This window comes from Enterobacter sp. 22499 (assembly GCF_052044815.1).
Taxonomy (GTDB): Bacteria; Pseudomonadota; Gammaproteobacteria; order Enterobacterales; family Enterobacteriaceae; genus Enterobacter; species Enterobacter bugandensis.
Genome location: NZ_JBQENR010000001.1, coordinates 1,396,842 through 1,409,288 on the forward strand (window position 1 = coordinate 1,396,842; position 12,447 = coordinate 1,409,288).

Genomic DNA, 12,447 nt, shown 5'->3' on the forward strand with positions numbered 1-12,447 from the left:
ACAATACCACCAGAACGGGCGTGGCTCAAGGAAGGCGGGAAGGCTGAAACGGTTAATGGGGGGAGATAATTTGGGAGAGTGCGGTCTGGTGCCCTCACCCCGGCCCTCTCCCACGGGGAGAGGGAGAAGACCAGGGGAGACGTGGTCAGTTACGCCAGCAGCAGCGCATTCACACGTTTAATGAACAGGTTAGGATCTTCAAGGGTGCCGCGCTCGGCCAGCAGGGACTGATCCAGCAGCAGTTCAACCCACTCGGCAAAGCGAGCTTCATCCTGGGTATCCGCCGCGCGTTTCACCAGCGGATGATCCGGATTAAGCTCAAAGATATATTTCACTTCCGGCACGGCCTGGCCCGCCGCGGCGAACAGCTTCGCCATCTGGGTGCTCATTTCGTCCGCATCGGTGGTGACAATCGCCGGAGTATCGGTCAGACGGTGCGTGAAGCGTACCTCTTTCACGCGGTCGCCCAGCAGGGTTTTGACACGCTCAACGAACGGCTCCAGCGCCTTCTCGGCTTCTTTCGCGCTTTCGTCCACTTCATCCGCCAGCTTGTCGATGGACTCGTCGGCTTTGGCAACGGACTGGAACGCCTTACCGTCGAACTCGGTCAGGTAGTTCATCATCCACTCGTCGATGCGGTCAGAAAGCAGCAGCACTTCGATGCCTTTCTTACGCAGCAGCTCCAGGTGCGGGCTGCTCTTCGCTGCCGCATAGCTGTCGGCGGTGATGTAGTAGATCTTCTCCTGCCCTTCCTTCATGCGGGAGACGTACTCTTCCAGCGACACGGTCTGGGCGGAGGAGTTGGTGTGCGTAGAGGCGAAGCGCAGCAGTTTAGCGATGGTTTCAACGTTCGCCATGTCTTCCGCCGGACCTTCTTTCAGCACCAGGCCGAACTGTTTCCAGAAGGTCTGGTATTTTTCCGCGTCGTCTTTCGCCAGTTTTTCCAGCATCTGCAACGCACGTTTGGTCAGGGCGTTACGCAGATTACGGGTAACGGTGCTGTCCTGGAGGATTTCACGGGAGACGTTCAGCGGCAGATCGTTGGAGTCTATCAGGCCACGAACAAAGCGCAGGTAGTTCGGCATGAACTGCTCGGCGTCGTCCATGATGAAGACGCGCTGCACGTACAGCTTCAGGCCGTGCTTGTGATCGCGGTTCCACATGTCCCACGGTGCCTGTGCCGGGATATACAGCAGGCTGGTGTACTCCTGCTTCCCTTCCACGCGGTTGTGGCTCCAGGTCAGCGGGTCGGTAAAGTCGTGGGCGATGTGCTTATAAAACTCGTTGTACTCGTCGTCTTTGATTTCAGCCTTGTTACGCGTCCACAGCGCCTGCGCCTTGTTGATTTTCTCCCAGGAAACAACGGTTTCACCGTCTTTCTCTTCCTGTTTTTCAATCTCTACTGGCAGCGCGATGTGGTCGGAATATTTGCTGATGATGGAGCGTACGCGCCAGTCGTTCAGGAAATCATCTTCGCCTTCGCGCAGGTGGAGGGTGATTTCGGTGCCGCGATCCGCTTTGGTGATGTCATCAACGGTGTATTCGCCTTCCCCTTTGGATTCCCACAGCACGCCGTTCTCGGCGCTGTCGCCCGCGGCACGGGTGCGCACGGTGACTTTGTCCGCCACGATGAACGCCGAGTAGAAGCCTACGCCGAACTGGCCAATCAGCTGGCTGTCTTTCGCCTGGTCAGAGCCCATGGACTCCAGGAACGCTTTGGTGCCGGATTTAGCGATGGTGCCGAGGTGGTCGATCACCTCGTCGCGGTTCATCCCGATGCCGTTATCAGCGATGGTCAGGGTGCGGTTCTCTTTGTTGAAAGAGACGCGCACGCGCAGCTCGCCCTCGCCTTCATACAGATCCGGGTTGGACAGCGCGCGGAAGCGCAGCTTGTCCGCCGCATCGGAGGCGTTGGAAATCAGCTCACGCAGGAAAATTTCTTTGTTGGAATACAGGGAATGGATCATCAGGTGCAGAAGCTGTTTTACTTCTGACTGGAAACCACGGGTTTCTTGTCCTTTCATCTAAGTCGACCTCAACAATGCCATTTAATGGGGTTGTAAAACGTTGAGTGAGAGATGGGGATAAGGGGGGAAATTTTCAAGCGGAGGCCGCGCGCGCAGCCTCCGTTTGGTCAGAAAATAATCTTGTGACGTCCGGCCAGCGAGTGCGACAGCGTGGTGCCGTCGACCATCTCCAGCTCGCCGCCGACCGGCACGCCGTGGGCGATGCGGCTGGCGTCAACGCCGTACTGCGCGCACAGCTCGGCGATATAGTTGGCGGTTGCCTCCCCTTCCACCGTCGGGTTGGTGGCGAGGATCACCTCTTTGATGGTTTCGGACTCAAGACGCTGTTCAAGGCGATCGAGACCGATATCGTCCGGGCCAATGCCGTCCAGCGGGGAGAGGTGCCCCATCAGCACAAAGTAGCGGCCGGAAAACTGCCCGGTTTGTTCGATGGCGTAGATGTCCGCCGGACTCTCCACCACGCAAATCTGACCGTTTTCCTGACGACGCGGGTTCGTACAGATGTTACACACGTCCTGCTCGGTAAAGGTCCGGCAATCCGCACAGTGACCAATTTCTGACATGGCGCGGGTTAAAGCCTGCGCCAGGCGCATCCCGCCGCTGCGGTCGCGCTGCAATAGCGTAAACGCCATGCGCTGCGCCGACTTCGGGCCAACGCCCGGCAGGCAGCGCAGTGCTTCCATTAACTGCGTGAGCAGCGGACTGGTTTGCATCAGAATGGCATCTTAAAGCCCGGCGGCAGCTGCATACCGCTGGAAACAGAGGCCATTTTCTCTTTCTGGGTTTCGTCGATACGGCGAGCGGCATCGTTAAACGCGGCTGCAACCAGATCTTCCAGCATTTCTTTGTCGTCTTCGAGCAGGCTCGGGTCGATTTCAACGCGACGGCAGTTGTGCGCACCGTTGATGGTCACCTTGACCAGACCGGCACCGGATTCACCCGTGACTTCCAGCTGAGCGATCTCTTCCTGCATCTTCTGCATTTTTTCCTGCATCTGCTGAGCCTGCTTCATCAGGCCACCCAGACCGCCTTTTCCACCAAACATAGGCTTCTCTCTTCTTTCACGTTTAAGGATTACAACCGTAAGTCAGACTCACGATCAAATGGGGCGAATACTCTCTTCATCCAGATCGGCGTCGAAGAACCGGCGCAGGGTCTGGATGTTGTTATCCGCAATAATTGCCTCGCGCGCCTGCGCGAGCTTCTCTTCATAAATGGCCTGGCGCCACTCGAGCGGCGTTTTCACTGCCGGATTATCATCTTCAATGATAGTCAATTCAACCGGTGAACCCTGTAAAGCAGCAAGCGCCTCGGCCAGCGCCTTTTGCGCGCCAGGGGAATTGAGGTGCCGCTGGCCCGGACGCAGGTGCAGACGCACCTGATTGCCGTCCTGCTCTTTCCAGGCGTTCAGCGCGACCTGCTCCACCAGCTTCGGCAACTGGAGTTTGCTGACCTCAGCGGCCCAGGCGTCGCGCGCGATGGACTCTTCGGCGAGCTTAGCGGAAAGCTCCGGCGTTTTTTCATGCTCCAGCGCCTTTTTCAGCGCTTTCGGCGTGGCGACCACTTCCTTGACCGTTTCAACAACGGTGGTCGCCTTCCAGCGGTAAGCCTCTTCTTTCACCGGGGCTTTCTGCTCGAGCGCGGACGGTGCCGGACACGACTGTACGCGCTCCGTTACCGAGGCCAGTCGTTCAAGCGCGGCGTTGTTCACCGGCCGCGCTCTTCCTGGCGCTGCCGGTTCACTCTTTTTTGGTTTGGTTACTCCCTGCGCACGCTGCAGCTGGCTGCGTGCGGCAAGCACCGAACTGGTGGCATCCGACAGCGGCACGTTTTGCTGTGGCGGCGGCGTCGGCTGCGGTGGCACCTGCTGCGGTGACATCACCGCCGTAGGGGCGACCGGGGCAAAAGACTGCCGCGGCGCTTCCGGCTCCGGCAACGGCATGCGCGGGTGGAACGCCAGCGCGCGCAGCAGCGTCATTTCGACGCCCATCCTGGGGTCCGGCGCGAACGGTAACTCTTTGCGGCCAATCAGCAACGTCTGGTAATACAGCTGCACGTCGGCAGGCGGCACGGTGCGGGCAAGTTCACGCATCCGCTGTTCAATGGCGGCCATGTCCGCACCGATGGCCGACGGAGACAGCTGCAGCATCGCCACGCGGTGCAGCAGGCTGAGCATCTCGACCAGCAGCGCTTCCCACTCAATACCGCGGGCAGCGGCCGCGTTCACCAGCGACATCACGCGCTCGCCGTTGGCGGCAATCATCGCTTCGATGAGCGACAGCGCCTGATCGTCATCCAGCGTGCCGAGCATGGTGCTGACCGCTTCGGTCGAGAGCTTGCCGTCACCGCTGGCAATCGCCTGGTCGGTCAGGCTTAGCGCATCACGCAGGCTGCCGTCAGCCGCGCGGGCCAGCAGCTGCAGGGCGCGCGGCTCGTGAACGATCTTCTCTTCATCAAGGATGTGCTCAAGCTGAGCGCGGATCTGCTCAACGTCCAGCGCCTTCAGGTGGAACTGCAGGCAGCGCGACAGGATGGTGACCGGCAGCTTTTGCGGATCGGTGGTCGCCAGCAGGAATTTAACGTGCGCGGGCGGCTCTTCCAGCGTTTTCAGCAGGGCGTTAAAGCTGTGGCGCGACAGCATGTGCACTTCATCGATCAGGTAGACCTTGAAGCGGCCGCGCGCCGGGGCGTACTGCACGTTGTCGAGCAGATCGCGGGTGTCTTCCACCTTGGTGCGCGAGGCGGCGTCGATCTCGATCAGATCGACAAAACGCCCCTGCTCGATCTCGCGGCAATTGTCACACACGCCGCACGGGGTGGCGGTGATCCCGGTTTCGCAGTTCAGACCTTTCGCCAGCAGACGGGCAATAGAGGTCTTACCGACGCCGCGGGTGCCGGAAAAAAGATAGGCGTGATGGATGCGACCTAGCGACAAGCCGTTCGCCAGGGCCGTCAGCACATGTTCCTGACCGACAACGTCAGCAAAGGTTTGTGGTCGCCATTTACGGGCTAACACCTGATAACTCATGGGCAGGCTCTGCAACGCTGGAAGGTGAATTTATGGAGGGGAATGCTATCACAACCTCACCCATTGAGCGAGGTTGTGAAAACCGGGATTAATGACCCGGGAAAGGCACCAGGCTGTAGCTGTTAATGCCCTGTTTTTCCAGGCGCTGTTCACCGCCAAGATCGAACAGGTTGATGATGAAGGCCGCGTCGGTCACTTCACCACCCAGACGGCGGATCAGCTTGACGGTCGCTTCAATGGTGCCGCCGGTTGCCAGCAGATCGTCAACCACCAGCACTTTGTCGCCAGGCTTGATCGCGTCAACGTGGATCTCCAGCTGATCGGTGCCGTACTCCAGCTCGTAGCTCTCGGCGATGGTTTCACGCGGCAGTTTGCGCGGCTTACGCACCGGCACAAAACCCACGCCCATCGCCAGCGCAACCGGTGCGCCAAACAGGAAGCCGCGGGCTTCGGTACCTACTACTTTGGTGATCCCGGCGTTTTTATAACGCTCCACCAGCAGTTCAATGCTGAGCGCGTACGCTTTCGGGTCTTCCAGCAAGCTGGTGACATCACGGAAAAGAATGCCAGGCTTTGGATAGTCCTGGATGCTTTTGATGCTATTTTTCAGATATTCAAGCTGCTGTGCAGTTGCGGTCATCGGTTTGTGCCTAAATGAAACAGTGTTACTCACGGCGCGCGACGAGTCGGTCAAAGTAACAGTTGTTTAACCTTTGACCAGGCGCACCTGTGCTCGAAAACGGTCGAATTTACTGGCTGCGCGCCATAATTGCAACCGCCATGATGAGGCTTCAGTGCTTTTGTTGCTTTTCATCAACCACGGGGATCCGCCACATGAAGATCAGCAGGCAGGCCAGGATCGCCAGCAGCAGAATACGCCCCCACATCATGTTCACCAGCCATAACGAAACGGCGAAGGTGATCAGGATAAAGGCAATGGCGCGCGGCTTGGCACCGGGCGGCATGGCCCGGTGTTTTTGCCAGTGCCGCAGGTAGCCGCCAAACCACGAGCGATACAGCAGCCAGTGGTGAAAACGCGGCGACGAGCGGGCGAAGCACCAGGCGGCCAGCAGGATAAACGGCGTGGTCGGCAGCAAGGGCAAAACCACACCTAGCGTACCCAGCACTACCGCGAGCCAGCCAATGATGATTAAAATAGTACGCTGCATAATGCGAATCGTTATCAAACTGAACGGCTACTTTACCACTGGAGAGCGCATTGAAAACAGCACTGCTTCTTGAGAAGCTGCAAAATCAGCTGATCGCTCTGCGGGCGCAGGCCACGCCGCTGATGGGACACGCCACGCTGAAACCGCGCTTTGACCGGCAGCTTTTCCGCACCCGCAGCACCGTCATTCAGGATTACCTTGCTGAGATGCAGACCAACCTCGATGAGCTTCGCCACGCGGTTGAGAGTGAACAACAGGAACAGGTGGTGTGGCTTGCGGAGCATCTTACCGAGCAGATCACCGCCCTGCACCGCGAAATCGCCGCCTGGCCGCTACGGGCGTGGGACAGCGCCTCGCCTGGGCTGGGAAAATGGCAGCGCAAGCGACTGGAGAACCAGGAGTTTGAGCGGCGTCTGTTTGAGATGAAGCGCGAGCGCGAAGCCCGCCTGAACAATAGCGAAACGCTGGAAGAGCAGCAGCTATTGATGCGCGAGATTAGCGCGCTGGAAGGCCGCATCGTCCGCTGCCGTCAGGCGCTGGATGAGATTGAACGCGTGATTGAACGCCTGACCCGTTAACTGGAGCCACATCTATGTCACTGGAAAATGCACCCGACGAGGTCAAGCTGGCCGTCGATTTGATTATGCTGCTGGAGAATCATGAGATCCCGGCCGAGACGGTGCTTAAAGCGCTGGAGATTGTGCGGCGGGATTTTGAGGGGAAACTTCCCCCTCACCCTAACCCTCTCCCTGTGGGAGAGGGAAAATAGATTAAGCCGGAGTCGGGTCGTCGCCCTTAATGTCGCGCTTCACTTCCGTGTGCTCGTCACCTTTCTCATTATGCAGGTGAACCTCAAGCTGGTTGAAGGCGATGTTAATGTTGTTTTCACGGCACAGGCGGTCGATCGCGCGGTTCAGTTCATCAACGGTGTAGCTGCGATCGCGCAGTTCACGCACGTATAAACGCAACTCGTGATCCAGCGTGCTTGGCCCGAAGGTGGTGAAGAAGACATCTGGCGCAGGATCGTGCATGACTTTTGGATGCGATTTAGCGGCTTTAAGCAATACCTCTTTTACTTTATCCAGATCGGAACCGTAGGCCACGCCGAGGCGAATCACCACGCGCGTGGTGGTATCCGAGAGCGACCAGTTGATCAGACGCTCGGTCACGAACGCTTTGTTCGGAATGATCACCTCTTTACGATCGAAGTCAGTGATGGTGGTCGCACGAATTCGGATCTTGCTGACGGTACCGGAGAACGTACCGATGGTGACGGTATCGCCGATACGCACCGGACGTTCGAAGAGGATAATCAGGCCGGAGACAAAGTTACCGAAGATCTCCTGCAGGCCAAAACCAAGACCGACCGAGAGGGCCGCCGCCAGCCACTGCAGTTTATCCCACGAGACGCCCAGCGAGCCGAATACCGTCATCGCCCCGACGATAATGATGACGTAATTCAGGATGGTGGTGATGGCGTAAGACGCCCCCTGACGCAGGTTCAGCCTTGAGAGCACCAGCACTTCCAGCAGACCCGGCAGGTTACGAATCAGCGCCCAGGCCACTACCGACGACACCAGCGCAAACAGCAGGCTGCCCATGGTGACGCTTTTCATCACCGCCGCGCCGGCTTCGGTACCGTTGTACTGCCAGAGGGTAATACTGTCGAGATAGGCGAAGACGGTAATTAAATCAGACCAGATCGCCCAGAACATCACCGCAAACAGCGCGATCATCACCAGCATGGTGATACGCAGCGTCTGCTGGTTAACCTGCTCCAGCGCGATGGTCGGCTCTTCCTGCGGCTCCGCGCCTTCAGCCCCCTCTTTCACCTGATGCTGACGACGCGCAATGGCACGACGGTAAGCAATGCGGCGGGCCGCGACGCTTAAGCCGCGCAGCACGGTCTGATAGAGCAGGTTCCAGACGATCACCAGATAGACCGTCTCGATCCAGCGCCCGGACAGGCGCAGCGTGGTGTAGAAGTAGCCCGTTGCCGTAAGCACCATCAGCGCCAGCGGAATGATCGCCAGCACCGTCACGGTGGCCAGGCGGATATTGTGGGACTCTTTATCACGCCAGCTGTCGCGGCACATCGGCCACATCAGGATCGCAATCAGCAGCAGGTTGAGCAGAATGACCAGTTGACCCAGCACATCATCCATCAGATGCAGCGGGGAAAGCTCGGAGACTACCGACCAGAAGTGCAGCGGCAGGAGCGCCAGGCTGACGCGCACAATCTGGCGACGCCAGTGGCTGGTCAGCTGCGCAGGCATGTTGAAGTGACGCACCGCCACGCCGTCTTTTTCGAGCACCTTCCAGCACACGCCAAATACCAGCCAGAACAGCGCCAGTTTTTTACTGAACGCCCAGAGCAGATCGCTGACGTTAAGCTGCATCGTGAGCAGGATCAGGCCCACGGCCAGAATAATCAGGCACACCGGCAGCGCGCGAATGAGATCGATCAGAATCGCTTTTGGCGTATGGAGCTGGCTGTCGTTACGCAGTTGCCCCACTTCCGAGGCCAGCTTCGCCTGGTACTGTTTCAGCCATTTCAAACGCCAGCGGATCAGACCGGCAATCAGCAGCAGCGGTAAGCCCGCCAGGAAAGCAATCATTACCGCAGGCCAGGCTTTCTCCCAGTTCACGGTGATTTTCATGCTCTTAATCTGCGTTTTCAGCGTCTCCGGGAAGGACTTAATCCAGTCCCAGTCCATCGGCTTGTTGCTGTTCACCCAGAAAATCTGCTGCGTCAAAATCTCCTGCAGGCTTTTTGACACGCTGACCAGCTGCTGCTGGTTGATCTGCAGGTTAATTGCCATCATCAACTGGTTGCCCAGCTGTTTATTGAGCTGGTCCAGCAGTTCACGGCGCATATCCACCACCTGGAGCAGCGCGTCATGCACTTCCGGGTTTACGTCACTGGAGTGCCCCTCTTCAATTTTGGCGACGAAAGCATCACTCTGGAAAAGGGCATCGCGCTGCTGGTTGACGTCAAACTGCTCCAGACGTAAATCCGCAATGCGGTTGGTCATGTCCTCCAGCTCGTCGGCAGACGGCAGCGTCTGCTGCTGCTGGTAGAGAATACGCGACAGCAGTAGGCTGCCCTTCAAGACCGCGATCTGCTCTTTGATGTTGCGCTCCGCCTGCAGCGCGCGATCCAGCCAGTTCTTCACTTTGATATTTTGCTGAACCAGCGAGTTGCCGCTTTCCGTCGCCAGTATCAGACGCTGGCTGAGCTGGTGGTTAGCCTCAAGCTCCTGTTTCACCAGCGGGTTGGCCTGAATGCGGGCAGTTTCGTCCGGCGAGACGGCTTCCTGAGCGGTTTTTTCCGTCAGGGTCAGGCGTTTGCTGTTTACCGCCTCCTGCAACAGCTGAAGCTGATGCTCCAGACGATTAATATTCGCCGTCACGTAATCACGCTGTTTCTGGAGCGTGTCCTGCAGCACCGTATTCCCTTCCAGGCTTTTACGCTGCTGTTCGATTTGCGCATTGAGCAGCGACTGCTGAACCAGCAGCAGGGTTTGCTGGGTCGGGCGCAGCGTGCCCTCCCCTACCGTCGTGCCGTTCAGGCGGTTGCGGATCTGCTGTAGCTGCTGAGACGCAGCGTACATCGCGTTTTGCACGCGCTCGGGCTGAGTTTGCAGGGAGACGAGCTGACTGTTGTAGGTCGCGAGGTCAGACTGTGCGGTTTGCAGATCGTCGAGCAATTGCGCGACGCGCGATTCCAGCTGGCGTAAGGAGAGCGTGGAGAGCGTTTTGCGCGTTTCATCGTCGTTATCGACGTCGCTCAGCGCGCTCAGCGCTTCCGTGGCCTTACGCATGTTCTCCGGCGCCTGCGCCACCTTCTGACGAAGCTGGGTGGTTTCAGCTTTAACGCGCTCAATCTTATCAATGTTTTCCAGCGTTTCCGTCAGATCCTGCTGGGTGAGTTTCTCCTGAGGAGAGAGCTCTTTTTGTTTGTTCAGGGTATCGAGCTGCGACTGAATTTCACTGCGCGAGGGAATATCAGTGCTGTTGTCTGCGCGGGCCCAGGAAAGCGGCGCGGTGGAGAAGAAAAACAGCATAGCAAAGAGCAATGCAAATACAGGATGTTGCGAGCGATTGATGGGCAGCATAGTTGTGAATGATGTCAGCAGATGACCGAAAATAGTCCGGCGTGAAGAATATCACGCTCGTCGGAAGCAGAATAGCGAGAACGTAAGCCTCTGGGATAAATCCTGGAAGGACTCAGGCCGTGAGCGAAGGCGCGTCGCTGCGCAGCGTCGGGCAGAGCTGTAGCATTTCCAGTAAAATCGCCACGTAGCTGCGGGCTTCCTCTTTGAGGTCAAAGGATTGCGGCGCAAAAAGCCAGTTTTCCATCAGACCTGAAATGTAGCTGCGCATCAGGATGGCCGCCCGGCGGGTGAGTAAATTGGCCGGTAACAGCTTTGCCTGCATACACAGGTTCAGGTTCTGTTCGATACGATCGTAGCTCTCCAGGCTGAGGCTGCGCTGCGCCTGTTGCACCACCGCCATTTCGCCCACGAACTCACATTTATGAAAGATAATTTCCATCATTAATCTGCGACGCTCTTCAACTACCGTTGCTTCAAGGATATATACTAATATTTCTCTTAATACTGAGAGTGGATCGTCAGGGAATTTTGCCCGATACTCACTCTCGAGATCGCTAATGCTGGACTCTGAAAGCTCCCAGATTTCACTGAACAGATCTGACTTGTCTTTAAAATGCCAGTAAATCGCTCCCCGCGTCACACCGGCAGCCTGAGCAATTTGCGCCAGCGAGGTAGAAGAAACACCCTGCTGAGAGAACAAACGTATTGCCACATCCAGAATATGTTGTCGGGTTTCCAGCGCTTGTTGTTTAGTTTTTCGTGCCATAGGTGGGTGAATTTACAGGAGTCAGATTTACATACATTTGTGAATGTATGTACCATAGCATGACGATAATATAAACGCAGCAATGGGTTTTTAGACTCAGGACCCTTGATCAATTTGAAATCGGACACTCGAGGTTTACATATGAACAAAAACAGAGGGTTAACGCCTCTGGCGGTCGTTCTGATGCTCTCAGGCAGCTTAGCGCTTACAGGATGTGACGACAAACCGGCTCAACAAGGAGCTCAGCAGGCGCCAGAAGTCGGCGTTGTGACACTCAAATCTGAACCTCTGCAGATCACCACAGAATTACCAGGCCGTACAAACGCTTACCGCATTGCGGAAGTGCGTCCTCAGGTTAGCGGCATTATCCTGAAACGTAACTTTACCGAAGGCGGCGATGTGAAGGCCGGTGAGTCTCTGTATCAGATTGATCCCGCAACCTATCAGGCTTCTTATGAAAGCGCGAAAGGTGACCTGGCTAAAGCACAAGCGGCGGCAAAAATCGCTCAGCTGACGCTGAACCGCTATCAGAAACTGCTCGGCACGAAGTACATCAGCCAACAGGATTACGATACCGCGCTGGCAGATGCCCAGCAGGCTAACGCGGCCGTGGTAGCAGCCAAAGCGGCTGTCGAAACTGCACGCATTAACCTGGCCTATACCAAAGTGACCTCCCCTATCAGCGGTCGTATTGGTAAATCTGCCGTGACGGAAGGGGCGCTGGTGCAGAACGGGCAGACCACTGCGCTGGCTACCGTGCAGCAGCTTGATCCGATCTACGTTGACGTGACGCAGTCCAGCAACGATTTCCTGCGCCTGAAACAGGAGCTGGCTAACGGCACCCTGAAACAGGAAAACGGCAAAGCCAAAGTGGAGCTGGTTACCAACGACGGTATCAAGTTCCCGCAGGAAGGTACTCTGGAATTCTCTGATGTGACGGTCGACCAGACCACCGGTTCCATCACCTTACGTGCGATTTTCCCGAACCCTGACAAAAATCTGCTGCCAGGTATGTTCGTTCGCGCGCGTCTGGAAGAAGGAACGAATCCAACCGCACTTCTTGTTCCACAGCAGGGTGTGACCCGTACGCCACGCGGCGATGCGAGCGCACTGGTTGTTGGGGCAGATAACAAAGTCGAAACGCGCAATATCACCGCCACGCAGGCGATTGGCGATAAATGGCTGGTGACGGAAGGTCTGAAAGATGGCGATCGCGTGATTGTTACTGGTTTGCAAAAAGTACGTCCTGGCGCGCAGGTAAAAGCACAGGAAGTGACATCTGACGATAAACAACAAGCTTCGGCCGCTGGCCAGTCAGAACAAACCAAGTCTTAACTTA

11 protein-coding genes and 1 other annotated feature are annotated in these 12,447 nt (G+C 57.1%); of the genes, 3 read left to right on the forward strand and 8 right to left on the reverse strand.

The genetic code is table 11. The annotated features are described in order from the left end of the window. Positions 1-149 precede the first annotated feature (149 nt). The 6 genes from htpG to ACTJI7_RS06885 all read right to left on the reverse strand — a co-directional run bounded on the left by htpG (position 150) and on the right by ACTJI7_RS06885 (position 6,224). Positions 150-2,024 (reverse strand): molecular chaperone HtpG, encoded by a 1,875-nt coding sequence (gene htpG / locus ACTJI7_RS06860; protein WP_232929316.1) that lies wholly within the window; start codon positions 2,022-2,024, stop codon positions 150-152. 110 nt (positions 2,025-2,134) lie between these two features. Then, a complete protein-coding gene (gene recR, locus ACTJI7_RS06865; RefSeq protein WP_006809843.1) occupies positions 2,135-2,740 on the reverse strand; it encodes a recombination mediator RecR in 606 nt (201 codons plus the stop codon). Beyond that, positions 2,740-3,072: a YbaB/EbfC family nucleoid-associated protein gene (locus ACTJI7_RS06870; RefSeq protein ID WP_003858972.1), complete on the reverse strand. Its 333-nt coding sequence runs from the start codon at positions 3,070-3,072 to the stop codon at positions 2,740-2,742. Before ACTJI7_RS06870 ends, recR begins: the two co-directional genes overlap by 1 nt. 54 nt (positions 3,073-3,126) lie before the next feature. Further along, positions 3,127-5,055: a DNA polymerase III subunit gamma/tau gene (gene dnaX, locus ACTJI7_RS06875; RefSeq protein WP_440669931.1), complete on the reverse strand. Its 1,929-nt coding sequence runs from the start codon at positions 5,053-5,055 to the stop codon at positions 3,127-3,129. Further along, positions 3,733-3,797, reverse strand: a sequence feature (DnaX frameshifting element). Its footprint overlaps the gene before it by 65 nt. Before the next feature lie 88 nt (positions 5,056-5,143). Beyond that, the gene (gene apt, locus ACTJI7_RS06880; protein ID WP_063438291.1) at positions 5,144-5,695 is read right to left on the reverse strand and encodes an adenine phosphoribosyltransferase; all 552 of its coding nucleotides are present in this window, start codon (positions 5,693-5,695) and stop codon (positions 5,144-5,146) included. A gap of 151 nt (positions 5,696-5,846) precedes the next feature. Continuing rightward, positions 5,847-6,224, reverse strand: a complete 378-nt coding sequence (locus tag ACTJI7_RS06885; RefSeq protein ID WP_063438292.1) for a DUF454 family protein — start codon at positions 6,222-6,224, stop codon at positions 5,847-5,849. Between the two features lie 50 nt (positions 6,225-6,274). Here ACTJI7_RS06885 and priC point away from each other — a divergent pair, with 50 nt between their 5' ends. Together priC and rsmS are read left to right on the forward strand one after the other, a co-directional pair. Next, positions 6,275-6,802: a primosomal replication protein N'' gene (gene priC, locus ACTJI7_RS06890; RefSeq protein ID WP_047367622.1), complete on the forward strand. Its 528-nt coding sequence runs from the start codon at positions 6,275-6,277 to the stop codon at positions 6,800-6,802. 14 nt (positions 6,803-6,816) lie between these two features. Continuing rightward, entirely contained in the window at positions 6,817-6,993 is a 177-nt protein-coding gene (rsmS, locus tag ACTJI7_RS06895; protein WP_045631461.1) for a pleiotropic regulatory protein RsmS, read from the forward strand. 1 nt (position 6,994) lies between these two features. On the opposite strand, the gene mscK is transcribed toward rsmS, so the two are convergent. Both mscK and acrR read right to left on the reverse strand, forming a co-directional pair. Further along, the gene (gene mscK / locus ACTJI7_RS06900) at positions 6,995-10,342 is read right to left on the reverse strand and encodes a mechanosensitive channel MscK (protein ID WP_047362428.1); all 3,348 of its coding nucleotides are present in this window, start codon (positions 10,340-10,342) and stop codon (positions 6,995-6,997) included. 112 nt (positions 10,343-10,454) lie between these two features. After that, entirely contained in the window at positions 10,455-11,108 is a 654-nt protein-coding gene (gene acrR / locus ACTJI7_RS06905; protein WP_023310602.1) for a multidrug efflux transporter transcriptional repressor AcrR, read from the reverse strand. 141 nt (positions 11,109-11,249) lie between these two features. Here acrR and acrA point away from each other — a divergent pair, with 141 nt between their 5' ends. Continuing rightward, positions 11,250-12,443 carry a multidrug efflux RND transporter periplasmic adaptor subunit AcrA gene (acrA, locus tag ACTJI7_RS06910; protein ID WP_028012190.1) on the forward strand — a complete coding sequence of 398 codons (1,194 nt, stop codon included), beginning with the start codon at positions 11,250-11,252 and terminating at the stop codon, positions 12,441-12,443. Positions 12,444-12,447 lie beyond the last annotated feature (4 nt).